The following is a 26505-nucleotide window of genomic DNA, read 5'->3' as shown; positions in this document are numbered from 1 at the left end:
CTTATATCATAAAAATTTCAATTATTATTTTACTAATTAGATAAAATTTTTTTTATTAAATATAAATTTTTACAATTATTAAAATAATTTTTTATATTTGAATTTATTAAAAATTACTTTATGGCAAAAGTATAATTTTTCCAATATGTTCGGATTTTTCCATGATATCGTGAGCCATAGCCACTTTTCCTAATGGTAAGACGGTGTGTATTACTGGAGCAATAACATGAGAATTTAAAAGAGGCCAAATTTTTAATTGTAATGAGTCACGAATGCTTTGTTTAGCTATATCAGTACGGCGACGTAAAGTGGATCCTGTGATTGTTATTCTTTTAGAAATAATGGGATTTAGGTTGATTTCTGTTGCAATATTGCCCCCTAAAAAAGAAATAATAATTAATTTGCCTTCTTTGGAAAGAAGAGTGAGGTGTTGGTTTAAATACTCTGCCCCGACCATATCTAATATGATATCAATACCTCTTCCTTGAGTCTCTTTTTGTAGAATTTCTAAAAAATCTTCTTTCAAATAGTTAATTGCATGCTTGGCTCCAAGTTTTAAACAGGCTAAACATTTTTCCTCCGATTTAGCTGTTGTGTACACTGTAGCTCCGAAATAAGATGCTAATTGGATTGCTGTAGTACCGATTCCACTGGATCCCCCGTGAATCAGCACTGTTTGTCCACTTCGTAGGTTGGCTGTTTGGAAGAGATTAGCCCATACGGTAAAAAAAGATTCAGGGAGAGAAGCGGCTTGTATTGCATTGTACCCTTTTGGAATGGGAAGAGTATGTCCTTGATGAGATAAGCAATATTCAGCATATCCACCTCCATTTACTAAGGCGCATACTTCATCTCCTATATTCCAGTGAGTAGTATTTTCTCCGAGATCTACAATTTTTCCGGCCACTTCAAGACCTAGGATAGGATTGGCATTTTTAGGAGGGGGATATAATCCTTTTCTTTGCATAACATCAGGTCTATTAACTCCGATTGCCTCAACTTTAATGAGAATTTCTTCTTTTTGAGGTTGAGGAATTGGTGATTCAGCAAGAAACATAACATTGGATTTTCCATATCCAGACATTGCAACATGACGCATTTTTTTACAAATAGGCATATGATTACCTTAATTTTGATAATAAAGATAAAGATAAAGAGCATCTTCTTATGGTATGCTATTAGGTGAAAATGGTGGATGGTAAGATGTCAAGAGGTCGTGGGAAAATAGCACTGTCGTTTTGGTAAAAAAATGATAGTTGTACGGTTTTTTGCATATGCAGTGTAGCATTTTTCGGGCAAGATAACAGCACAATGCTTTAAAATAAGTGGAATGTTTCCCTTATTTGCAATTTTTATAGGTTAGTAGACTTGTTATTTGAAAAAGAGACCATATTATTTGACAAAGGGATCATAAATGTCATTTGTGTGTGGAATATAATAAGATGTAAGGTTGGTTAAGATATTTTTTAGTTCGATTGGTTAGAAGTTTTGTTTGGAATTCAGAAACGATGACGGTCATAAAAGATAATCATTAGTAAAATGGTATAAAAATTAATTTCGCTAGGTAATGGTAGATCTCAATTAATGAGGGATAAGGTAAAAGCGATGACAATAGGAAAGAAGAGAAATAGAGATTCTGATAGTGAGCATGAGGATTCTGATGATTCTCTAGTTTTTGATTTTTCCGATGATTCTTGGAAAAAGATGATCAAACTTGCTAGACAGCGCGGCTATGTGACCATAGAAGAGCTAAATGCTTTTTTGCCTCCCGATGAGGTGAGTTCTGAGCAAATGGAAGATACAGTGGCTATGTTATCCAATATGGGGATTAACGTGGTTGACGGCGATGATTTAGAGGATGAGGAGGGATCTGAGGATTCTCTTGATCTCGCAAGTAGTGCAAGTAATTCGTCCGTATTTTTGCAAAAACGCAAAGATTCGGCTGATCGTAGTACTGATGATCCGGTTCGCATGTATTTGCGTGAGATGGGTTCCATAGAGTTGTTATCCCGTGAGGGTGAAATTGCTATAGCTAAAAGGATTGAGGCAGGGCGAGCTATGATGATGGCAAGTCTATGTGAAAGTCCTCTTACTTTCCAGGCTCTTATTATTTGGCGTGATGAGTTAAATGATGGCACTACGCTTTTGCGTGAGATTATAGATTTAGAAGCATGTATTGGGCCAGAGTCAAAAGGGGGATTCTTCCATGGAACAGAAGGACATTCCTATCAAAAACGAGAGGATAGTTCTCAAGAAAAGGAAAGGGATGATGTTCAAGAAACAGAGGGTGATATTGAGAGTGCTGCAAAGGTAAGTAAAGATGATCGTAGTAAGGTTGATTCTCCTCCAGAAAATGCTGAAAATGACGAAAGAAATTTAGATGAAGATGAGGATGATTCTGCGCATACTCTTTCTGCAATGGAGGATCAATTAAGACCGAAAGTAATGTGTGCGCTTGATGAAATTGCCGAAGTTTATCGGGAATTGCGTTCGCTTCAAGATAATGCGGTGAATGGTCAAAAAGATGAAAAATCTTCTGTCAAATGCAAAGTATTAAAAGAGAAATTGGTTAAATTAGTTGGATCACTGTCACTGAATCAAAGTCGCATCGATTTATTAGTGGAGCAGTTATATGACATTTCGAAGCGGATTATGCATAATGAAGGTGAGTTGTTACGGTTGGCTCAATCTTATGGAATTAAACGAGATGTTTTTTTAGAGCGCCATCAAGGGCGCGAACTGGACCCTCATTGGGTGAGTTATGCAAAAGATTTTCCTGAAGGGGAGTGGAAGAATTTTGTTGCTTGTGAAGTCGATTCCATCCTCAAAATTAGAAATGAGATTAAAAGCATCTCAGTTGAAACAGGAATATCTATTTCTGAATTCCGGCATATTGTTTCGATGGTGCGTAAAGGAGAGTGCGAAGCCAGTATTGCCAAAAAAGAAATGGTAGAAGCTAATTTGCGTCTCGTTATTTCTGTTGCTAAGAAATATACAAATCGTGGATTGCAATTTTTGGATTTAATTCAAGAAGGCAATATTGGTTTGATGAAAGCTGCGGAAAAATTTGATTGGTGTTTGGGTTATAAATTTTCGACATATGCGATGTGGTGGGTTAAACAAGCAATTACGCGTTCTATCGCAGATCAATCATGCACGATCAGAATACCTGTCCATATGCGTGATAAAATCCACAAGGTTGTTCGGACAGCGCGTAGGATGTCAAATAAAATCAAACGTGAGCCTACGCCTGAAGAAATAGCAAAAAAACTCGCAATGCCTGTGGAAGGAGTGCGAAAAGTTTTAAAAATAACTAAAGAACCAATCTCTCTAGAAACGCCGATAGGTGATGAGGATACTTCTCATCTTGGAGATTTTATAGAAGATAAAAATGCAGTCTCTCCTTTGGATTCTGCTATCCAAGCGAACTTGCGTGAAACGACCACACGCGTTCTTGCTTCTTTGACGCCACGGGAAGAAAGGGTATTGCGTATGCGTTTTGGTATAGGGATGAATACAGATCATACGCTAGAAGAAGTAGGTAAACAATTTTGCGTTACTCGAGAGCGCATTCGTCAGATTGAAGCAAAGGCGATTCGTAAGTTAAAACATCCTAGTCGTTCGAAGAAATTAAGGAGTTTTTTAGATGGTTAGGTGCATTCATAAGGATTGTGTTTACGGTATCTGTTGGTTTTGATGATTGCGTTCGTAAGGGAAAGGATAATCCAAGAGTGATGAAAGGGTAACGTCATTTGGGATTTAACTATTATTCTGTACAGTAAGATTCATGAGTGAATGAAATGGATTGCGCGGTATTGAAGATAAAAATACTGGTAGTGATTGCTTATTTTCCATAACTTTTTTATTGTGTAAAGCACCCAACGGACTAACGAAGGATGTCGTTATGTTTTTGGAAGGTGTATCCAAGGTTATTTTCTCTAAATTTATATTGGTTTCATATTTTGAGAAGTACTATCTTGCTGTTTTTTGCGTGGCTCAGGGATATCTAGCGATACTATGACGGGGGTATGATCTGATGGTTTTGTCCATCCACGTGGTTTTGTGTCTATTCTAGCTGAATGGAGCAAAGAGGTTGCTTCTGGAGAGAGCATTATGTGATCGATTCGGATTCCTTTGTTTTTCGACCAAGAATCTGCATAATAGTCCCAGAAGGAATAAAGGTGATGTGTATCATGTGTAGCGCGTATTGCATCTGTAAATCCCATGTTTTGCAATTTTTGAAAGGATTGTCGCACTTCCAATGTAAAGCACGCGTCATTTTCCCATATAATTGGATTATAGCAGTCATGGGGTTGGGGAATTATATTATAATCTCCCGCAAAGATAAGGGGCTCTTCTAGTTCAAGGCGTTGAGATGCAAATCGTAAAAAGCGCTTGATCCACGATATTTTATCATCATATTTGGTAGATGTAATAGGATTGCCATGAGGTAGATAAAGATTACCTATGCGCAGTGTTTGGGTATTGATTGTGAAAGTTGCTTCTATAAAGCGTGCCTGCACATCAAGATCATCTCCGGGAAGGTGGGTTACAATTTCTATGGGTTGATATTTTGATAAAATAGCCACTCCATTGTAAGATTTTTGTCCACAAGTCTCAATATGGTAATTCAAAGACTGCAACGTTTCAAAAGGAAAATTTTTATCCTCGGTTTTAGTCTCTTGAAGGCAAATAATATCAGGATTATTTTCTTTAATCCATGCAGCTAGATTATGTATGCGTGCTCGGATACTATTGACATTCCAAGTAGCTACTGTTACTACGCTCATTACAATTCCTTCTTTTATATGGAAAAACTTGTTCCACAACCGCAGTTACTTGTAGCATTAGGGTTACGTATTTGGAAAGATTTGCTTAATAAGTTGTCTACAAAATCTATTTCTGAGTTGGTGAGATATGCAAGTGATATTTTATCTATGAATATTTGAGCGCCATTTTTTTCAAATACAATGTCGTCTTCAGATTGCTTTGATTCTAGATCAAATTTATACGAAAATCCAGAACATCCGCCACCTTCTATAGTAATGCGAAGCGCCTTTTTGTCACTGTTGGATTCCAAAATAGTTTTAATTTGTGTGGCAGCGGCATCGGTAATCTTTATAATGGGTACCATTTTTCCCTCCAATATATTATTCTCTATGATAGTAGGTTTTATATATACATGAAATACCTATTCTGCATTATTAGGAGGACGGTGGGGAAGTTAAATTGATAGTAGTACGTAAGTTAGGATTTGGTCATCAAAAAAAAGTTGCGTATGCGGCAGATCCTACGCAAAGTTTGGGTAGAATGTATCCAGAAAAGAGAAGCCTGACGCGTTCTGAATTTCAACGTGATCGAGATCGCATGATTCATACGACAGCATTTCGGCGATTAAAAGATAAAACACAGGTTTTTTTTCATAGACAAAGAGATCATTATCGCACTCGTTTGATGCATACGATCGAAGTATCGCAAATAGCAAGGTCTTTGGCACGTGCGCTCAGGATTGATGAAGATTTGGTTGAAGCAATCGCGTTGGCACATGATTTTGGTCATCCACCTTTTGGTCATGTTGGGGAAGATGTTTTACAGGAATTACTTTCTTCTTATGGTGGTTTTGATCATAACATTCAGTCTTTTCGTATCGTTACCGAATTAGAGTGCAGTTATGCAGATTTTGATGGTATCAATCTCACATGGGAAACTTTAGAGGGATTAATAGGTCACAATGGCCCTATTTTACCACAAGATCTGGATAAACCAAGGATTATTCCTAGGATATTCTCTGATTATTATCATATACATGGCTTGAGTCTTGCGAATTTTGCTAGTCTTGAAGGGCAAGTTGCAGCTATTGCTGATGATATTGCATATGATGCACACGATATTGATGATGGTGTTCGGGCAGGGTTATTGACTGTTGATATGTTGAAAGAAATATCGTTTTTGGAAAAACATATTGCATCATTACATGATCTTTATGGTCATCTAGATGACAAACGTTTGGTACATGAGCTTGTAAGGCGACAGATTACTGCTATGGTTGAAGATGTGATTACGGTATCGCAAAAGAGAATAGCTCACTTAAAACCTCATGCAATTCATGATATTCGTTCTGCTGGTTATAGAATTATAGATTTTTCTGATGAGATGACTCTGGTAGACAAGGAAATTAAGTCTATGCTTGTGAAATATGTATATCGTCATCCTAGTATTATGACCTGTTGTAATCAGATAGCGAATGTTATTCGTAATCTTTTTTCTGCATATATGTCAGATCCACGTAAAATGCGAGGTTGTAATCAATTGGAATATGAAAGAGATATGACTGATTCCATAAAGGCACGGCATGTGGGTGATTATCTTGCGGGGATGACAGATAGTTATGCGATACGGGAACACCATATTTTATTTGGTTATATACCTGATTTTGCTGTAGATTATTCTGAGTTTCACTGAATTATTGGTACAGTGGATATTTTGTTATCAAGTGGAGTAGGGTGATATGTATCTCTTTGCAGATTTTAGTTCCCGTCTGAAAAATTATCTTAAAGAAATTGATTGTAAGATAAAAGTAGAAAAGAAAATTTTAGATCGCATTGTTATTGAACGTCCTCGTGATTGTGCGCATGGGCATTTGTCGACTAATGCCGCTATGATTTTGAGTCGTCCTCTTGGACTTGATCCTCTTACTATCGCTGAGTTGATTGTTGCGCGTATAAAGATCGATCCTGATGTAGATTCTGTATTTATTGCAGGCAAAGGATTCATCAATTTATACCTATCTCCTTCCTATTTAAGAAAAATTCTTTCTTCTATTGTTGTCAGTGGAATAGAATATGGTCGTAATTTAATAGGGAAAGGAACAAAAGTTAACATTGAATTTGTTTCTGCTAATCCAACAGGTCCGATGCATGTAGGGCATTGTCGTTGTGCTGTTGTAGGGGATACGCTTGCTAGTCTGATGGCGTTTTCTGGTTATGAAGTAACCAGGGAATATTATATTAATGATGCAGGTGCACAGATTAATACGTTAGCTCTTTCTGTATTTTGGCGCTATCAACAAGCACTTTATAATAATGATTCTGACCTTCCAGAAGGGTATTATCCAGGTGTTTATTTGAAACATGTGGGAAAAGAATTGGCAGATAAATATAGTTCAGAGCTTTTGAATTTTCCCGAGGAAAAATGGCTGCCAATAGTCAAGGATTATTCTGTGCAAGCAATGATGAAAATCATCAGAGATGATTTAAAAGCTCTCAATATACAACATGATATCTTTATTTCAGAAGATGATTTTCATCGTGGTGATCCCTCTCCTATACGGGACATCATTGATAATCTAGCTCGTCAAGGGTATGTATACGAGGGAATTCTTCCTCCACCCAAATCAAAAACAACCCAAAAATGTGATATGGATCGGAAACAATTATTATTTCGCTCGACGATGGTTGGAGATGATGTTGATCGTCCCTTGCTTAAATCAGATGGGTCTTATACTTATTTTGCCGCAGATCTTGCGTATTTTAAATGCAAATATGAACGTGGTTTTGATAATATGATATATGTCATGGGATCTGATCATAGTGGTTACGTTAAACGTCTTGAGGCAGTAGCTGCTGCTGTTTCTGAGAAAAAAGCACAGATCAATGTACTGTTATGTGAATTAGTAAGACTGTATAGAGATGGTATGCCCATTAAAATGTCAAAGCGTGCAGGAGACTTTATAACTCTACGGCACGTTGTTGATGAGGTAGGTTCTGATTCAGTGCGTTTTATGATGTTGTGGAGGAAAAATTCAGAGTTATTGGATTTCGATTTCTGTAAAGTCAAAGAACAATCAAAAGAAAATCCTGTATTCTACGTACAGTATGCTTATGCGCGGTGTAGATCTATTTTCAGGCAGGCAAAAGATATTTTTCCAGATCTTGATTTTGATTTATTTCCAAGAAACGTAATTCCTCAGGAATCGGAATTTGATACCAGTGAATTGCAGTTAATTGTACATCTTGCAGAATATCCTCGTGTTATTGAGAATGCTACTATTGCCCAAGAACCCTACAAGCTTGCCTTTTATTTATATGATCTTGCTAGTGTTTTTCATGGTCATTGGAGCCATGGAAGAGAGAATCCAAGGTTAAGGTTTGTACAAGCAAATAATAGAAAGTTAACTATGATGAGATTGCAGTTGGTGCATGCTGTTGCATCTATTATTAATTCTGGTCTTAACATTATAGGGGTTGAATCTCCTAATGAAATGAGTTGAATATACAAGGTGATTCGTCGCTGCAGAATAGATGTACAGTTGAGTGGTATGGGGTATGAAAAACGAGAAAGAATTTCTTGATAAAAGAGATGCTTCTTTTCGAATAGGGCAGTTTCCTTCTTCAATTCCTTCTTTGGATTCTTCCATAAAAGATTATTCGAGACAATTAACAAATATTTTTTTGAAGGATAAAGTTTTTTTTGATGGGCTAGAGCAGGAGTTACTCGCTTCTCTAGGTAGTATGGGCCAAGAAAAATTTGTTTCTTATGCTAGAAAAAAGCGATCTCAACGTTCTCCGGAAGATCAACTGCCATCGTCGAAACATCTCTCTCCTAGATTTGGTAGCGCACATGAGAATTTTTTTGATTGCGATTTAGAAAACAAGCCTTTTCCTGTAGAAACAGTTGTGGAGAAAAAAGAAAATGTTGATAAATCCTTGCAATCAAAACCTAGTACAGATTTGCTAGTTCAAGCGACTTCTTTTCTCAAAGAATCGGTAATAGATTATCCAGATTGTGATTCGGAAATTATGCGTGGTCTAGATGATGATTTAGATCGTTGTTTTGAGAAAAAAGATCGCACTAGTGCTATTCAACTTGATAAAACAGAAGAAATTTTAAAGGGTGAACTAACGGATAAAACGGATAGTAGTTTTTCTGATTCTATGGCAAAATATGGGACAGGTATGTCTTCTGCGCTTGAAGGGAAAAAAGAAAATATTTTCCTCGCGGATGATCAAGGCATTTCTTTAAAGTCAAAAGAGGATATGCTAACTTTGGATATCCAATCTCTGGAAAAGTCGCCAGTAGATGATTGTGGTATATCTTTAACGGAATCTCCAAAAAAGAGATTGGGGTCTCATTCTGCAATCGATGATGACCTTGGCTTGGACTTTGGGGATATCGAGAAAGAACTTTTGTCTATTAGTGGTTGTGCGAATAGAGAATCGGATTCTAGGGATCAGGAAAAAAAATCTTCTGATATCGAAAAGTCTGAAAGTCAGGGTCCTGTTTTTGATCTTAAAAAAATTGTGAGATTTGAAGAATATCCGAAGGATATGGATGAACTCGTGATATCCTCTTTATTAGTTGATGAAGAAAAATTATCACTTGAAAAAGTCAATCATTCTCTTGAGCAAGATATTGCTACTTTATCTTTTGAAGAAGGGGGTAAAAAATACCTTTTTAATAGTAATACTGAAGGCATAGCGCGGGGGATTTCTATTAATAGAGATTGTAGTTTAGGAGATGATGTGCATAGAGAGAATATGTTCTCTGCTCCAGAGATTTCTGTTGATGGATTTCATGAAGGTTCTTCACTTGTTTCCCCAGCTCTCAAGAGTAATTCCAAAAGGGACGTAGCACAAAATAGAAAGTTCTGGTTGATAGGATATATCTTGATTGTAGTAGGATGTGGTATTTATTGGTTTTTTCAATTGCATCGAGAGATAAGTTTTGCTAATGAGAAGCCACTTATCGTTAATGCGATTAAAGATCCTATGAAGGTTATACCTAGTTCGTCTGAGGAAGAAAATGATACTTCTTTCAACCAAGTTCATGAAGTATATGATCGGTTCTCGGGGGAAAAACCATCATCTCCTAAACAGAAAACGCTTTTAAATTTACAAGAAAAACCCATTGATTTTCCGGTACAAAATCAAGAAACAAGTCATTATAAATCTCCTAGTATAATAGAGAATTCTATTCGGGATATTCAGGCTGTTTCGCAGGTATCAGTTGCAGAAAATGAAGATAGATCAAGATCAGAATCTATTATTGTCGAAAAAGAAATACCTCAATTGTCGCAGCAGTCCAGTTTTCTTATGGATAATAAGGAAAATTTTCAAGGAGTAGATTCTCTACAAATAAATTTAAGCAAATTGAAAGGTAACATTCCTGTCCCTCGTTCCTATTCGAATCGAAGTTGATAAGCATTATTTGGCTGATAATTTTTGACATCGTTAATTAAGAGAGATTGACCTATTGCCTCGTCGCGTTTTAGATGATGAGCGCAGGGTTTTCTTTTACAAGGAGGGGGGATAGTTGTAGTATGAAATTAAAAGATACTACGTGTATGATTATTGTCATGAGTATTTGTGTTGCGATATAGTCTATTTGATCTGAATGTCGAATAATTGCTATGAAGCAGTGTTATTATTTTTATAAGTCTTAATTGAATAGGTATCTGTAATAGACAATAGAATACAGTTCTTTGGAAAATAGTATGAGATGTTTTGCTTTGTTGTTATAAAGAAAAATATTTCGTACAAAGGGTGGTTTTCGTTTTTTCGGTATAATTTTTTGATGCAGGGGTTTAACTTTATGGCTTCTCACGATTCTAAGATATTAATTATTGGTTCAGGTCCAGCTGGATATACTGCTGCTATCTATGCTGCACGTGCCATGCTGAAACCAGTAATTATAGCTGGATCAGATTTAGGGGGGCAATTAATGATAACTGAAAGTATAGAAAATTATCCAGGATTTGCGACTTCTATTCGAGGGGATTGGTTGATGGAGCAAATGCGCCAGCAAGCAGAGAATTTTGGGACAAAGATAATCCAGGATTTGGTTGTATCGGTAGATTTAGATCGGCATCCTTTTCTTGTAGAAACTCAATCAGGTGATCTTTGGCATGCTGATGCTGTGGTTATTGCTACAGGTTCTGAAGTCAAATGGCTTCGATTGGAAAGTGAGAAAAAATTTCAAGGTTTTGGTGTATCGGCATGTGCTACTTGTGATGGTTTTTTTTATAAAAACAAGGATGTTATTGTTGTAGGAGGAGGTAATACAGCTGCTGAAGAAGCTCTTCACCTTGCTAAAATCGCTCGTCGCGTGACGATAGTACATCGTCGTTCGTCATTGCGATCGGAAAAAATTCTTCAAGAGAAATTATTTCTGCAGTCGAATATTGATTTTTTATTCGATACCGAAGTCGTTGATGTTATCGGTTCAATTCCAGAGCCTCCACTGTTTCCGTCTGTGTCGGGAGTACGTTTGCATAATAAGAAAGAGGGTAATTTTTTTGAAAGGAATGTTGATGGGATTTTTATTGCTATTGGTTATAAGCCCAATACAAAGATTTTCCGTCATCAATTAAAGATGACTAATACAAATTACATATGGACTATGCCAGATTCGACGGCTACTAGTATCCCTGGTATTTTTGCGGCAGGTGATGTTGCAGATGAACGTTATCGGCAAGCGATTACTGCTGCTGCTATGGGCTGTATGGCGGCATTGGAAGTAGAGCATTACCTTTCTATTCATCAATCTTCTATTACATGAATTTATTATGGCGTGTGTATTTTACAAAAAAACGGTAGATAATGTCTTTTGATTGGGATAAAATTCGGGTCTTTTATGTAGTTGCTAGATCTGGTTCTTTTACTCATGCTGCAGAGCAACTTCATCTTTCCCAATCTTCTATTAGTCGGCAGATAAGTGGGCTTGAAACAGAAGTCGGTATTAAGCTTTTTTATCGTCATGCACGAGGTCTTACACTAACAGAACAGGGAAGTAAGCTCCATCGTGTTACATCTGAGGTTTATCACAAGTTAGAAACTACACAAATTGAATTACAAGAATCATCTGTAAAACCATCTGGGAAATTACGAATTGCAACGACGATAGATTTGGGGCAAAATCTATTACAGGGTAATTTAAAAGAGTTTTTATTGTTGTATCCTGATATTCAAATTCAATTGATTTTGGATAACAAAGACATAGATATTAGTATGGACTATGCTGATTGCGCTATTCGCCTTCGAAAACCGATTCAATCTTCTTCTTTAATACAACGTAAGTTAGTGACAATTCATATGCATGCGTATGCTGCTCCGCATTATCTTAAAAATTGTAGAGAACCGTTGTCTATCCAAGAGCTAGACAAACATAATTTGATTACTTTTGGAGATTTAATTCCCAAGTGTATGGAAGATTTTAATTGGTTGGCAACCGTCGACCGTCCTATTGGCGAGCCGAGAATTTCTTGTTTGCAGGTTAATAGTTACCTTTCTATCATGCAATACTGTGTGTTAGGCTCTGGGATAGCTCTTTTGCCTGATTATATTGTCAAAGATAATCCTAATTTAGTAAGAATAATGGAAGATGTTATCACGCCATCATTCACAGTTTATTTTTGTTATCCTGAGGCATTGAAAAATACGGGAAAGTTAAAAGCTTTTAGAAATTTTATTTTTCTTAAAGCGCGGGATTGGAAATTTTAACATAAAAAAGATATGGTACTTGCAATGAATTAGGTATAATTCGGGGGATTTTTTTATTGCGATTTTTAAATTCTAGTGATAGATGAAAGATACTCTAGGGTCATTTAGAGAGATCGGGTTTTTTTTAATGATATTTTCGTTTTGGCTTGATGTGGTGATCGATTTTTCTTTTGGGTAGTGCTCAGTCTTCCTATAAGTTACTTATTTTAATTTGACAAAATTTTTTGATATCCATGTAATTCTTTTGATCAACACGTTGATTTTGTGGGATTAAAGTATACTTTTAATGTACAATTGGTGATAAAATGATCGAGGGGTAAGGAATATTGAAGGCGTTAGGGATAATTTTAGGTACTATACTCCTAGCAGTATTAGGGAGTATTGCTTACGTATCATTCAGTTCAAAATTTGTTGACGGAAATAGGAGGTTCAATAGCGATGTTCATCTAGTTGCGCAAGACGGCACAGATTTTTCGCTTAGTTCTCTATATATCAAGCCTTCTATTGTTTTTTTTGGATTCACAAACTGTTCTGCAGTTTGTCCTACTACGCTTTCTAGATTAGATCGTTTGTTGAAACAGGTTGATCCAACTGGGACATTATTGAACGCGTATTTTATTACGGTTGATCCCAAAAGAGATACCCCTGAGGTTATGAAAAAGTTTGTCCAGCGATTCTCTGATCGTATTATAGGGATATCAGGGGATCCTATTGATGTTATGCGTGTGGCAAAGAATTTTCGCATCTATGTCAATAATGTTTTAGCAGAAAAATCAGGTGTAGAAGAAAAATATTTTGTTGATCACACAACAGCCCTTTTGTTGTTTGATACTGCTGGAAGCATTGTGGGTGTTATTCCTTATAAAGACGATTCAGATTCTGCTATTGAAAAAATAAATCGATTAATTACCTATGGAAATGTAGTCAAATAATAGAGAGTAGGAATAAGTCAGGTACTCGATAATTATTTCATCACAAGGAAATGGTAACAAATTATATTTGAGATTATTTTGAACCAGTGAAATTGCCATTGTTTGTCTTGTAAGTGCTTTCTTCTCTGAGAATGAGTAGATTGAGGATAGCTTTTTTTTAAACAAGAAAATAGAGACAGGATATCGTAATAAGATACCTATGGATAGCATTTTATTTCTGGAAACCACAATTTTATTTTGAAATATTTTTATCATTCTATGGGCTATCAAATAGGTAAAAGGAATAGCGTGTTTTTTTGATTTATTTGTATATAAATTATAATTTAAATCTTTTAGTATCGACTGTGGTTATATGATAGTTTGTATGTGGTTTTTATTTGTATGGAGATAGTTATTTGTTTTTATCATTGCACCTTTAAGTTTTTTAAGCAATATCGCCTTATGTATGTTTTCTCATAAAGTTTTCTGCATGTTCAGAAGATAGTATAGTTTGATGCATAAGAGGCTCTCATTACATTTAATTAAGAAGTAGGTACATTGTATGGATTCTATTAAGGGTATAAAGTTGTCCGTGCTTTTATTTTGGGAAAAATTAAAATTCGAGGGAAAATGGATAGTTAGTCATATTTTTTCAGTGTGTTTTTGATATGAATAATATATCGAAAAAAGATTTTCCGATTGCTTTTCCTGTTCTCTTGGCAGATATAGGAGGAACGAATGTTCGTTTTGCGATATTGCGCAGTATGGAATCTGAGCCTGAATTTTGTTGTACAGTACAGACCTCTGATTATGAGAATTTGGAGCATGCAATACAGGAGGTAATTTACCGTAAAATTTCCATACGATTACGTTCTGCTTTTCTAGCTATTGCGACTCCGATTGGTGATCAAAAAAGTTTTACGCTGACAAATTACCATTGGGTTATTGATCCAGAAGAATTAATCTCACGTATGCAGTTTGAAGATGTGTTGTTGATTAATGATTTTGAAGCACAGGCACTCGCTATTTGTTCTTTGTCTTGTTCCAATTATGTTTCTATTGGTCAGTTTGTAGAAGATAATCGCTCTCTTTTTTCGTCTCGAGTAATCGTTGGACCTGGAACAGGATTGGGGATTTCGAGTGTAATAAGGGCAAAAGATTCGTGGATTCCAATTTCTTGTGAAGGAGGTCACATGGATATAGGTCCCAGTACACAACGTGATTATGAAATTTTTCCCCATTTGACAGAGCGTGCTGAAGGACGATTATCTGCTGAAAATTTGCTCTCTGGTAAAGGTCTTGTCAATATTTATAAAGCACTCTGTATTGCCGATGGTTTTGAAAGTAATAAAGTATTATCTTCAAAGGATATTGTCTCTAAGAGTGAAGATCCTATCGCTTTGAAGGCAATTAATCTTTTTTGTGAGTATCTTGGAAGGGTTGCAGGTGATCTTGCTTTGATTTTTATGGCGAGAGGTGGGGTGTATATTTCCGGTGGTATCCCTTATAAAATCATAGATTTATTGCGTAATTCCAGTTTTCGAGAATCTTTCGAAAACAAATCGCCACATAAGGAACTTATGCGTCAAATACCTACATATGTTATAACCAATCCTTATATTGCAATTGCAGGTATGGTTTCTTACATCAAGATGACAGATTGCTTCAATCTTTTCATTAGTGAAGGAATTAAACGTCGTTGGTTCAAAGATTGATTAATCGATGATAGGCAATCAATAGAATCGTAATCTTGTTTAGGGGGCAAATATGCATCAATCGCCAATGAGAATTAGTGTTTTGGGTGGAGGGCGTATGGGTCAAGCCTTAATTAAAGAGATCCATAATAATCCTTCTATCACATTGCATTCTATTATAGTACGATCTGGTTCTCCTTTAATAGGGCAAGATGTGGGCAATTTCGTGGGCATATCCCCTATGGGTATAAAATTTTCTGATAACTTAGCTATGGCGATTCAATCTGTAGATGGGATCATTGATTTTTCTTCTCCTGCATTGACGTTGCAGTCTTTAAATATTTCTGCTCAACACAATATTGTACATATTATAGGGACTACGGGCTTTTCTGTTAAAGAAAACGAAGTGATTTCTTCTTTTGCAAGGAATGCTCCGATTGTCAAATCGAGCAATATGAGTTTAGGCATAAATTTTTTGGGTTTTTTAGTTGAGACTGCCGCAGAATATCTTCTTCCAGCAAAGGATTGGGATTTTGAGATCTTAGAAATGCATCATAGACGTAAATTAGATTCTCCTTCAGGAACGGCGTTGTTACTAGGGGAAGCAATAGCAAATGGTCGTAAGGTAAACCTCACCGATCATATGGTTTTAAACCGTCATATACAACAATGTGCTCGTACAGAAGGATCTATTGGTATTGCTTCATTACGTGCTGGATCTATCGTTGGAGAGCATTCTGTTGTTATAGCAGGTGAGGGTGAGTCTATAACTTTATCCCATAGTGCATACGATCGTCGTATTTTCGCACGGGGATCTTTGACTGCGGCATTGTGGGCAAAATCTCAAATTCCTGGACTATATTCGATGCGCGATGTTTTAGGTATTGGATTGGATAAGGAAAAAATAAATGAATAGAAGGCTTGTTTTGGTGCGTCATGGTCAAAGTGAGTGGAATATAAAAAATCTCTTCACTGGACTTCGTAATCCTCCGTTGACTTCTATCGGAATGAGTGAGGCAAATGAGATTGGTAAGTTATTAGCTAAACAGGGCATGGTCTTTGATGCAGCGTTTAGTTCTTCTTTAAAACGTGCTCAGGACACTTGTCAGATAATCTTGCAAGAAATTAATCAGCAACATATTACGCCTATTTATGATGATGCGCTTAATGAGCGCGATTATGGACATATTGCTGGTATGAACAAAGATGATGTTTGTAACAAATGGGGAGCTGAGCAAGTACATCTATGGCGTCGTTCTTACAGTGTAGCCCCGCCAGGAGGAGAAAGCCTTAGAGACACAGTCGCTCGTGTTTTAGCATATTATGTGCAGTTTATATTACCTCTTATTCTTCAGAACAAGTCAATTCTTGTAGTCGCTCATGGAAATTCTTTGCGTTCTTTGATCATGGTTTTAGAAAAAATAACAGTAGATGATATTCCTAAAGTGACGATAGGGACGGGAGAAGCGTTTGTTTACCAGTTAGGTGCAGATGCTAGTATTGTTTCAAAAAACATTATGCGAGGTCAATCTCCTGCTGAAAAATAGAGGATATTTCTATTTTATTTTGAGTGAATTAGAGATATGAGAGAAGTGCCTTAATTTTCTTCTTGCCAGTTATTCGAGACTTTTATATTCACTTTTAATGGGACTCTCAGATTTATTTTAGGAAGACATGCTTTTTCCATTGAGTGAACAATGATTTGAGAGGCTGTCGTGATTTCTTCTTCTGGAACTTCAAAAACAAGCTCGTCGTGAATTTGCAATAACATTTTGGTTGCAAGTTTATGATCTTCGAGAGATTTATGTACTGAAATCATGGCTCTACGTGTAATATCGGCGGCAGATCCTTGAATTGGAGCGTTAATCGCTGCTCGTTCGTTGATGTTGCGAATTGAGGACTTAGGGGAATTTATTTCATCATAATGTATACGACGTCCAAAGATAGTTTCTACATATCCATTTTGCCGAACAAAATTTTTTGTCTTTTCGATATATTCATGTATTCCTGGAAAACGATGGAAATAGCGTTTAATGTAATCGGCAGCTTCAGAACGTGGAATCCTAAGCTGAGTGGCAAGTCTAAAAGGTGAAATGCCATAAATGATACTAAAATTGATAGTTTTTGCATGGCGCCGCATCTGTGGAGACACTTTTTCTATGTTTACACCAAAAATTTCTGCTGCTACCATCCTATGGATATCCAATGAATTTTCAAATACTTGATATAAAGGAGTTATTTTTGCTATATGTGCTAGAATGCGCAATTCAATTTGGCTGTAATCTGCAGAAATAAGTTTTTTAGTAGGAGGGGAAATAAATGCTCTGCGAATTTTTTGTCCTAAATCAGTTTTTATAGGGATATTTTGAAGATTAGGTTCTAGGGAAGCAAGGCGTCCAGTCATTGTGGAGGCTAAGGAATAAAAAGTGTGAACACGCTGTGTCCTTTTATTAATGTGGTTTGGAAGAGAATCAGCGTATGTGGATTTTATCTTTGAAAGTTGACGCCATTCCAAGATATTTTTTATGATCGGATTGTCACCACAGTTTATCTGTTCAAGGTCTTGAGCTGTAGTTTTCCATTGTCCTGTTTTTGTTTTTGCTCCACTTGGGAATTTTAGTTTTGTAAATAAAATATCTCCTAATTGCTTAGGAGAGCTGAGATTGAATTTTTCTCCGGAAAGATCATATATGTTTTCTTCTAGAGACAAGAGATTTTTCGATATTTCGGCTGAGACCTGCTTAAGCAGGTCCTGATCTATTTGAATGCCTGTTATTTCCATTTGTGATACAACATCAATCATTGGTTTATCCAATCGCTCATATACATGGAGCAATTTTTCGACAATTAATTTTGGTCTAAGAAGTAACCATAATTGTAAGATAACGTTACTATTCTCTATAGCGTGTTCTTGGACTTGCGAATCAGATATTTTGTCAATGGGTATAGAGGATTTTCTTGATTTCAATATCTCTTTACGTGTATAAGATAGCCATTTTTGAGCAATGCTTGCTATATCATGAGAAGAGCGTCCAGAATCCAAAACATAGGACATGAGCATAATATCTTCGAAACCACGCATGCTTATTCCATAACGATGGAGCACTAATTTATCATATTTGATGTTATGGCCTATTTTCAGAAAGTGTTCATTTTCGAAAAATTTTTTTAAGTATGATAGAATTTCTTTGGTTAAAGTATTTTTTCCTGTGGAATCCTGCGAGGTATGTACTGAAAGATCAATGAAGATAGTTTCTACTTTGAAAGATGTATCATCTTTTTGATCGAGAGTGCTGATTGCAATAGCGATGGGCTTGGAATGGAAAGCATCCATTGTATCTGTGATGATTTTAAAAGAAGCGCTGCCAATTGTTTCCAGTTTTTGAACCCATTGTTGTATATCTTTAGTATTGACGATCTTGGTATAAGAATCATTGTTTATGGGATATTGGCTTAGTTTTTGCAAACGTTCTAAGAATAATTTTTGAGGGGTCTGTTCTGAATTTATTTTACTGGTTTGATCTGAAAGGCTACTGAATTGGCTTGTTTTTATAGTTGTATCTCTGTCTATTTCTGTTTCTATCGCAATACCTTTATTTTCAGTAGTATTTATATCTAAAACGACAGGTTCAATGTTCGCTGCATCGCAGTCGTAAGTCGTAGCAACACGGTTAATAAGTTTTGTAAACTCAAGTGCTTTAAGAAAGGAAATAAGACGCGGACCATTGCAATCTTCTAATATAAGATGCTCTAGTGGAATAGTGATAGGTACATCGGTGCGTAGCATTACGAGTTTGCGGGAAAGACGAGCTGTTTCAGCGTATTCTAAAATGTTTTCGCGCCTTTTTTTTTGTTTTATTCTACTGGCATTGATAAGAATATTTTCAAGGTTTCCATATTCTTGTAGAAGTAATGCTGCGGTTTTATAGCCTATACCCGGGATACCTGGGATATTATCAATTGAATCTCCCGTTAATGCTTGTAAGCATACCATTTTTTCTGGAGGGATGCCCCACTTTTTAATGACATGTTCAATGTCTATTTTTTCTTCTTTAACAGTATCGTATAGACAAGTAGTAGGGCTGACTAGTTGCATTAAATCTTTATCTGTAGAGATAATGGTAACGGCAAATCCTTCTTTTTCAGCAATATATGTATAGGTTGCAATAATATCATCTGCTTCAAACCCTTGGATTTCAATGGCAGGTATTCCAAATGCTTGTGTCGCAAGACGTACAAGCGGCAATTGTGGAAGCAACATTTCGGGAATCTTAGGGCGATTAGCTTTATAATCAGGATAAATTTCATTACGAAAAGTTACAGCAGGATAATCAAAGATGACAGCAAAGTGTGATGCTATACTTTCTTTGCGAGAATTCTGCAATAATTTCCATAGCATATTGCAGAAACCAGCAATAGCATTAACAGGTAGCCCATCGTGTTTACGAGAAAGTAAAGGGGTTGCGTAAAAGGCTCTGTATATGAAACTAGATCCATCAACGAGAAAAAGATGATTCTCTTTTTGCATAAAGTATTTGACTCTTAGAATTGTTATAATGCCAGACGCACATCGATTATCACAGAGAGCGACTTTGGAAAAAATTAGCACTAAAGATCCGAAATATCTACATTCGCATTAATAGTTTTTGTATATGTATCCGTCAATAGTTTTAATTATACTTTTACAATGTAATAGTTGTAAGATGGAATTATCTCTTAATAATCCAATGGATGTAAAACGATTGGTAGGGATTTTTTTGTGATATTGATTGTGGAAAAACCTCATGTGCAGAATCTTTAGAAAATCCAAATATTCTTATGAAGAGGAGATTAAGATCAAATTATTTCACTAGTTTTGTTTCCTGTTAATGATGAAATTGAGAAGATAACTGTAAAGCTATAAAAAGATCAGGGGGGTTGAAAGATCTTAGATAGGCTAAAATATGAAGAGTCAATTATTGTCTACTCTATTTCAATATAGATAAATATACTATATCAGAGTACTATAGGGTGATTTTTCACATGTTTTGCTATTTTTTCTTGTTTTTTTGGTATCGTTTACAGATAGCTTCTATGGAGTATTGTAATGTTTCGAGGGTCTATACCTGCTTTGATTACGCCTTTTACAAAGGGTAATTTAATTGATGAAGATGCTTTTGTAGAGCATATTGAATGGCAAATAACTGAGGGATCTGGAGGTCTTGTCCCTGCTGGTACGACAGGAGAATCTTCGACGTTATCGCATGAAGAACATTGTCGAATCATCGAATTATGTGTTAAAACAGTTGCGAGTCGTGTGCCTGTGATGGCGGGGATTGGTTCTAATAATACAAGAGAATCGGTTGAATTGGCTCAATATGCTCACAGTATCGGCGCTGATGCTTTATTGGTTGTTATTCCTTATTATAATAAACCTAATAGAAGGGGACTCTTAGCTCATTTTGGAGAGATAGCGACTACGGTAAGTTCGCCAATTTATATCTATAATAATCCAAGTCGTACGGTTATTGAAATGGATGTGGATACGATGGCGGAATTGGCAGCAACCTATCCTAATATAGTAGGGGTAAAAGATGCTACAGGAAAGATTGAGTTAGTATCAGAACAGCGTCTTTCTTGTGGTTTTGATTTTATTCAGTTGTCAGGAGAAGATTCATCGGCCTTGGGATTTAATGCTCATGGAGGTGTTGGATGTATTTCCGTGACAGCTAATGTTGTGCCAAGGATTTGTGCTGAATTCCAACAAGCAATGATTCGAGGGGATTATCGTCAAGCACTTTTATATCAAGATAAACTCATGCCTCTACATCAAGCACTGTTTATGGAGCCTGCTGTATGTTGTGTGAAATATGCTTTGTCTCGTTTGGGAAGGAATGTATCTTTAGCGGTGCGGTCACCGATGGTATCAACTCTTGAGAAGGATACTATGATCGCTATCGATCAAGCGCTTGAGCGGCTAGGATAGTGTATTGAGTAGTTCTATGTCAGTCCGTGTTATCACAAAAGTAGGTCTTGACGATATGATGTTGGGGAGAGAATGTGAGTTTGAAATCTCGTGGCAATCCGCCTAAAAAGGTGGTATCTGACAATAGAAAAGCTCGATACAATTATCATATTGTTCGCTCATTTGAGGCTGGTATCGTGTTAACGGGAACCGAAGTGAAGTCGTTGCGGGTATCAAAAGTTAATATCTCCGATTCTTATGCTACTTTTGAAAATGATGAAATTTGGTTAACAAATTCTTATATCCCAGAATATCTTCAAGCCAATCGTTTTAATCATTATCCGCGTAGAAATCGTAAACTATTGCTGTCTAAAAGAGAAATACATCGTTTGTATGCGGCTGTACGTCGCGATGGTATGACTCTTGTTCCTATGAAAATTTATTTTAATGCAAAAGGACTTGCAAAAATTGATCTTGCCCTTGCTCAAGGTAAGAAGAATTATGATAAGCGTGAAACTGAGAAGAAACGCGACTGGGATCGTCAAAAACACCGAATTCTTAGAGAGCACAACTGATCTTCCTATTGTATGAGAAAAGTATGATCCATACAAGAATAAGGTTTTTTTCAAACAACAAACCGTAGCATGAATGATAGGGAATAAATTCTTCTTCCGAAGCTTTATAAATTTCCAATTTTCATCATTTATGCCCTTTAAATTAGGAGGGTAACGACAGGGTTACTACGTATATTGATGAACATTTTCTTAGCGCATTTGTATACTATTTTTAGTACAAGTGGATTTCTAACATTTACGATTTCTGTATGATGCACTGACGAATGCATATTGGTGAGCGCGCTGGGGTTCGAACCCAGGACCTACCGGTTAAAAGCCGACCGCTCTACCGACTGAGCTACGCGCTCTCAGAGATCTTCCACAGAAGTGCTCGTCTACCAATCGTATGCGAATCTATGCGAATGGTCAACTTAAAAATGGTTTCTGTATACATTTTTATTTGTTGATTAGGTTATTTATTTGATGATGTTGCGAATGTTTATGTTGCAAATAATTTTTTCGAAAGAGTTTTTCATAATACCATTGCTACAATTTTTAGATGAAATATTAGATGTGAAAAACAATTTTGGTGGCTTTTAAGGTGGTGTCAACACATTGATGTTTTTATTTTTAAGAATATCAAACCTATTTTTTATGTTGAGATATGAGGGGTATCACCTTTGGTAAATATGAATTCACTATCCAATTACGCAATTTTTTGATTGCTGGAGGAGGAAAAACATTGTGCGGATCATTGGAGTGCATTGTGGGCGGCAAGCTCATTAAAGATATATCGTAAAATTCTTCGTTTTGTAATCTAGTCGTGAGCTTATATGTTTGAGTAAGATCTTCAATCTTTGAAGAGACATTTCCTCCTCCAATAAGGCAAAAAGGTATGAATCTAGATAATGGATTGAAAGATCCTCGGGAGCTTATATCGGTGGCCATTGACATAAATTCTAACCATACTGATATCGGTATGTGGTTAGAGTCTAATATATAATTTTGGGAATTCTTCTTTACGGAATGATCTTTTAGAAAATTTTTCCAATTTTGATTGTTTCGATTCCACAGATCAGTGGTGAGATGACGCATAAGTCTGCTTGGAGTATCTGATCCCTTGAAAAACTTTTCTATTTTTAAAAGCAGTGTCATCAGCATACAACTGTACTTTTCAAAACACAGATCAAGATTCCATAGGGCAATGCCAGAAAATTTTTGTGGATACTTAAGCAACGTTGATAAAGCGATAATTGTGCCGAGTGAATATCCGAAGAGGAGAACGGATGTGTTGCCGTGCTTTTCTGAAATCAATGTGCGTAATTTCATTACATCGCATACAATTGTTGTATCACTAGTGTTTTTAGGATAATCTCGGAGATAATCAGAGGTTGTTTTTATGGTATTACGATAGCTATATATGTACACGGCTACATTTTCTTCTGCAAAATACTCACGGAAATCATTGTAGTCTTCAATGTTCTCTTCTATGCTCTGGCATGCCAGTATGATAGCACGAGGGGTTTTGTGTGTTTGATTATATGAGTGAACAGATTTATGTATTGTTTCATCTTCGGTTAGAAATGTCTTTTGTGACATGTAATTTTGATCCTATTCTTCATTAAATGCCAAGAGATATTATTTCTAGTGCTGGCAGACAACTGATTCCAGTTAATTGGTTGCTCGGTTGTTGATCTAGTAGCATAATTGGACTAAAACTCAATTAAAAAGTAAAGGTATTTTTATATGGCGCGTAAGTTTATCTATCACATGGCAGGCCTTAGTAAGGTTTTTGGAAGCAAGAAGGTTTTAGACGATATTAATCTTTCTTTTTATCCGGATGCGAAAATAGGAATTCTTGGACCTAATGGTGCTGGGAAGTCGACTATCTTACGGATTATGGCTGGTATTGATAAGGAATATAATGGAGAAGCTTGGTTGGCAACTGGTTTTACGGTTGGTTATTTGCCACAGGAGCCACAATTAGACCTTTCTAAAACAGTGAAAGAAAATATTATAGAAGGAGTCGCACATAAACAGGCTATCTTGGATCGTTATAATGAACTGATGATGAATTATTCTGAAAAGACAGAAGAAGAAATTGCTAAGTTACAAGATATTATTGATAGCAAAGGATTGTGGGATCTTGAGACTGAAGTACAGGTGGCTATAGAATCTCTGCATTGTCCAGCTGATGGTTTAAATATTACTTCTCTTTCTGGGGGAGAAAAGAGGCGTGTTGCGCTTTGTAAGTTATTGCTTTCTTCCCCAGATCTTTTATTGCTTGATGAACCAACTAATCATCTTGATGCGGAAACTATTGCGTGGATGGAAAAATATTTGCGGGAATATTCTGGTGCTGTTTTGATGGTTACGCATGATCGGTATTTCTTAGATAATGTGACGAATTGGATTTTAGAAGTTGACCGTGGAAAAGGAATTCCTTATCAGGGAAATTACTCCGCATATTTGCAAATGAAAGCCAAGCGTATGGCACAGGAAAATCGTGAAGAAATCTCTCGTCAAAAAGCAATAGAGCGCGAGCGAGACTGGATTGTCTCCTCTCCTAAAGCACGGCAGTCTAAATCAAAAGCTCGGATTCGTTCTTATGAAGAGTTGGTGGAATCTGCCGCGCATCGTCATCCTGGTAACGCTCAAATTATTATTCCTGTTGGAAAGCGTTTGGGTCATGTGGTGATTGAAGCTAAAGGCATTTCAAAGTCTTATAATGATCGCCTATTAATTGACAATCTTTCTTTCAAGTTACCTCCTGGGGGAATCGTGGGTGTGATTGGGCCTAATGGAGCTGGGAAAACGACTTTGTTCCGTATGCTAACGGGAGATGAAAGTCCTGATTCTGGTACGATTCATGTCGGGGAAACAGTATGTTTGAGTTATGTTGATCAGAGCAGAGATTCTTTAGAGGCAGAGAAAACAGTTTGGGAAGATATTTCAGGGGGGGATGATATCGTCAAACTTAACGGACATGAGATAAATTCGCGCGCTTATTGTAGTGCTTTTAATTTCAAGGGAGGAGATCAACAGCAGAGGATAGGTTCTCTTTCTGGAGGGCAAAGAGGGCGCGTTCATTTGGCAAAAATTCTCAAAAGTGGTGGCAATGTCATCTTGCTTGATGAGCCTACGAATGATTTGGATACAGAAACATTATCTGCCCTTGAAGATGCGCTAGAAAATTTTGCAGGATGTGCTGTCATTATTAGCCATGATCGTATGTTTTTAGATCGTCTAGCAACGCATATTTTGGCTTTTGAAGGGAATGGCCACGTTGAATGGTTTGAGGGTAATTTTGAAGAGTATGAAAAAGATAAACTATCTCGTTCTAGTAGAGTTTTATCTGGGGCATAAGTAAGTACTAACTTTTGGGATTATAGTCTTCTATTGTTTTGTAAGGTGTTGTCTGGTTTTTCCTTTTAAAACATGAGTACTAAAGGCAACAGGTTTTTAGGAGTTCGTCGGGGTTATTTTTGATGGTAGAGCTCGTGTTTTATCCTAGGGTGGCAAGTTATTTATCATCATTTCGAGAATTTTTCACTAGGGGGTCGCGATTGTTTTTTGAAAACGCTTAAGGTTTTAATCAATGAAATTACTTATGTGTTTAGGTAAATTTTGGGAGAATAGTGTGATGATTTCTAAAGGAAATATTCCTTTAAAATGCGGTATTTACTTGCGTTTTTTCACATTACCATGATGATCAAATCAATTAATAGACTAAATCATAGCTTAATAAAGTGATATAGTTATTGTAACAAACTTTGCTTCCGTTATAATGATTGCTCAAAAGTGGATACGATGAATTTTGGTTGCTATCATTGAAGAATTGTTGTTTTTCTACTTTGTGTTAACCTTCTCATAGGGATTTATGTGAAAGGTTGGGTCGAAGTTGTGGTGATATCCCAAAGGGTCGATTCATGAAGATTGATCGATGTTGAGGAGATATATTTTTGAGTGCATATGAACTGTCGACAAGGAGTCTTTGAAGAATGAGTTTTGAGGGATGTGCAAAAAAGGATTCCGAGGATGTTTTTCTAGGTCTTGTTCCAATGGTGGTGGAGCAAACTAATCGGGGAGAACGTTCTTATGATATTTATTCCCGTTTGCTTAAAGAGCGTATTGTTTTTGTCACTGGTCAGATTGAAGATCATATGGCTACGCTTATATGTGCCCAGCTTTTGTTTCTTGAAGCAGAAAATCCGCAAAAAGAAATATCTTTATATATTAATTCTCCAGGAGGGGTGGTAACCGCTGGAATGGCGATTTATGATACTATGCAGTTCATCAAGCCTCCCATTTCGACTTTTTGTATGGGGCAGGCAGCTTCTATGGGTTCCTTGCTTTTGTCTGCAGGGGAAAAAGGGATGCGCTTTGCATTGCCTAATGCACGTATCCTGCTGCATCAACCATCTGGGGGATTTTCTGGTCAAGCTTCTGATATTGAACGCCATGCTCAAGACATTGTTAAAATCAAGCGTCGTTTAAATGAGATATATGTTAAAAATTGTGGTAAGACATATGAAGAGGTTGAAAAGACATTAGATCGTGATCACATCATGTCAGCTTCGGAGGCATGTGATTGGGGTGTTGTTGATAAGGTGTTGATGTCTCGAATTGATATTGAAGAAAAGAGCAAATAGATACTCTGAGTTCTTTATCTTTTGTAGAAATAGTGGAGAGATTTGATAGGCCAGTGTGGCGTAATCTGCGTTAATTATCTTTTATATGCGTTGCTGATATCCACCAGTGGATATTTTAAAATTGTGTATAAATACGAGAGCACAGGTGTTTTGGTTAAGAAAGATGTATTTTATGGTAACAGAAAGTCGTAGTGTTCGTATAACTGAAAAATTATTGATATCTTCTAGTCTATTTGAAATACTTTTTAGTAGC

General features: G+C 36.5%; 19 protein-coding genes and 1 tRNA gene. 14 read left to right on the top strand and 6 right to left on the bottom strand.

Features of this window, described 5'->3' with window-relative positions:
• Window positions 1–118: 118 nt before the first annotated feature.
• Window positions 119–1117 carry an NAD(P)H-quinone oxidoreductase gene (locus CD16_RS00815; RefSeq protein ID WP_012778509.1) on the bottom strand — a complete coding sequence of 333 codons (999 nt, stop codon included), beginning with the start codon at window positions 1115–1117 and terminating at the stop codon, window positions 119–121.
• Window positions 1118–1605: 488 nt separating this feature from the next.
• Here CD16_RS00815 and rpoD point away from each other — a divergent pair, with 488 nt between their 5' ends.
• A complete protein-coding gene (rpoD, locus tag CD16_RS00810; RefSeq protein ID WP_012778508.1) occupies window positions 1606–3654 on the top strand; it encodes an RNA polymerase sigma factor RpoD in 2049 nt (682 codons plus the stop codon).
• Window positions 3655–3944: 290 nt separating this feature from the next.
• On the opposite strand, the gene xth is transcribed toward rpoD, so the two are convergent.
• Together xth and erpA are read right to left on the bottom strand one after the other, a co-directional pair.
• Window positions 3945–4790, bottom strand: coding sequence for an exodeoxyribonuclease III (xth, locus tag CD16_RS00805; protein ID WP_012778507.1), 846 nt, complete (start codon window positions 4788–4790; stop codon window positions 3945–3947).
• A gap of 14 nt (window positions 4791–4804) precedes the next feature.
• Window positions 4805–5134 carry an iron-sulfur cluster insertion protein ErpA gene (gene erpA / locus CD16_RS00800; RefSeq protein WP_012778506.1) on the bottom strand — a complete coding sequence of 110 codons (330 nt, stop codon included), beginning with the start codon at window positions 5132–5134 and terminating at the stop codon, window positions 4805–4807.
• A gap of 95 nt (window positions 5135–5229) precedes the next feature.
• On the opposite strand from erpA, the gene CD16_RS00795 reads away from it, so the two are divergent.
• From CD16_RS00795 to CD16_RS00755, 9 genes are all read left to right on the top strand, one after another.
• Complete coding sequence (locus CD16_RS00795) at window positions 5230–6462, top strand: deoxyguanosinetriphosphate triphosphohydrolase (RefSeq protein ID WP_012778505.1); 1233 nt, start codon at window positions 5230–5232, stop codon at window positions 6460–6462.
• 46 nt (window positions 6463–6508) lie between these two features.
• A complete protein-coding gene (gene argS, locus CD16_RS00790) occupies window positions 6509–8269 on the top strand; it encodes an arginine--tRNA ligase (RefSeq protein WP_012778504.1) in 1761 nt (586 codons plus the stop codon).
• 55 nt (window positions 8270–8324) lie between these two features.
• Window positions 8325–10196: a hypothetical protein gene (locus CD16_RS00785; RefSeq protein ID WP_012778503.1), complete on the top strand. Its 1872-nt coding sequence runs from the start codon at window positions 8325–8327 to the stop codon at window positions 10194–10196.
• Between the two features lie 394 nt (window positions 10197–10590).
• The gene (trxB, locus tag CD16_RS00780) at window positions 10591–11556 is read left to right on the top strand and encodes a thioredoxin-disulfide reductase (protein WP_012778502.1); all 966 of its coding nucleotides are present in this window, start codon (window positions 10591–10593) and stop codon (window positions 11554–11556) included.
• Between the two features lie 41 nt (window positions 11557–11597).
• A complete protein-coding gene (locus CD16_RS00775) occupies window positions 11598–12497 on the top strand; it encodes a LysR family transcriptional regulator (protein WP_040055282.1) in 900 nt (299 codons plus the stop codon).
• Window positions 12498–12823: 326 nt separating this feature from the next.
• On the top strand, window positions 12824–13429 hold the full coding sequence (locus CD16_RS00770) for an SCO family protein (RefSeq protein ID WP_012778500.1): 606 nt from the start codon (window positions 12824–12826) through the stop codon (window positions 13427–13429).
• A gap of 647 nt (window positions 13430–14076) precedes the next feature.
• Window positions 14077–15123, top strand: coding sequence for a glucokinase (locus CD16_RS00765; protein ID WP_012778499.1), 1047 nt, complete (start codon window positions 14077–14079; stop codon window positions 15121–15123).
• A gap of 52 nt (window positions 15124–15175) precedes the next feature.
• The gene (dapB, locus tag CD16_RS00760; RefSeq protein WP_012778498.1) at window positions 15176–16018 is read left to right on the top strand and encodes a 4-hydroxy-tetrahydrodipicolinate reductase; all 843 of its coding nucleotides are present in this window, start codon (window positions 15176–15178) and stop codon (window positions 16016–16018) included.
• Window positions 16011–16649 carry a 2,3-bisphosphoglycerate-dependent phosphoglycerate mutase gene (locus tag CD16_RS00755; RefSeq protein ID WP_012778497.1) on the top strand — a complete coding sequence of 213 codons (639 nt, stop codon included), beginning with the start codon at window positions 16011–16013 and terminating at the stop codon, window positions 16647–16649. The genes dapB and CD16_RS00755 overlap by 8 nt, the downstream gene beginning before the upstream one ends.
• A 50-nt stretch (window positions 16650–16699) precedes the next feature.
• Here CD16_RS00755 and polA read toward each other — a convergent pair whose 3' ends face one another.
• A complete protein-coding gene (polA, locus tag CD16_RS00750; protein WP_012778496.1) occupies window positions 16700–19630 on the bottom strand; it encodes a DNA polymerase I in 2931 nt (976 codons plus the stop codon).
• Window positions 19631–20188: 558 nt separating this feature from the next.
• On the opposite strand from polA, the gene dapA reads away from it, so the two are divergent.
• Entirely contained in the window at window positions 20189–21067 is an 879-nt protein-coding gene (dapA, locus tag CD16_RS00745) for a 4-hydroxy-tetrahydrodipicolinate synthase (protein WP_012778495.1), read from the top strand.
• 74 nt (window positions 21068–21141) lie between these two features.
• The gene (gene smpB, locus CD16_RS00740; protein ID WP_012778494.1) at window positions 21142–21621 is read left to right on the top strand and encodes an SsrA-binding protein SmpB; all 480 of its coding nucleotides are present in this window, start codon (window positions 21142–21144) and stop codon (window positions 21619–21621) included.
• Window positions 21622–21892: 271 nt separating this feature from the next.
• Here smpB and CD16_RS00735 read toward each other — a convergent pair.
• Together CD16_RS00735 and CD16_RS00730 are read right to left on the bottom strand one after the other, a co-directional pair.
• A tRNA-Lys gene (locus CD16_RS00735) sits at window positions 21893–21968 on the bottom strand.
• A 277-nt stretch (window positions 21969–22245) separates the two neighbouring features.
• Window positions 22246–23199 (bottom strand): serine aminopeptidase domain-containing protein, encoded by a 954-nt coding sequence (locus tag CD16_RS00730; RefSeq protein ID WP_012778493.1) that lies wholly within the window; start codon window positions 23197–23199, stop codon window positions 22246–22248.
• A gap of 147 nt (window positions 23200–23346) precedes the next feature.
• On the opposite strand from CD16_RS00730, the gene ettA reads away from it, so the two are divergent.
• A complete protein-coding gene (gene ettA / locus CD16_RS00725; RefSeq protein ID WP_012778492.1) occupies window positions 23347–24966 on the top strand; it encodes an energy-dependent translational throttle protein EttA in 1620 nt (539 codons plus the stop codon).
• A 635-nt stretch (window positions 24967–25601) separates the two neighbouring features.
• Window positions 25602–26252 (top strand): ATP-dependent Clp protease proteolytic subunit, encoded by a 651-nt coding sequence (locus tag CD16_RS00720; protein ID WP_012778491.1) that lies wholly within the window; start codon window positions 25602–25604, stop codon window positions 26250–26252.
• The last annotated feature ends 253 nt before the right edge of the window (window positions 26253–26505 follow it).

The organism is Candidatus Liberibacter asiaticus (assembly GCF_000590865.3).
Lineage (GTDB): Bacteria > Pseudomonadota > Alphaproteobacteria > Rhizobiales > Rhizobiaceae > Liberibacter > Liberibacter asiaticus.
The sequence above is the reverse complement of the archived record's forward strand: the minus strand, read 5'-3'. Positions and strand labels throughout refer to the sequence as shown.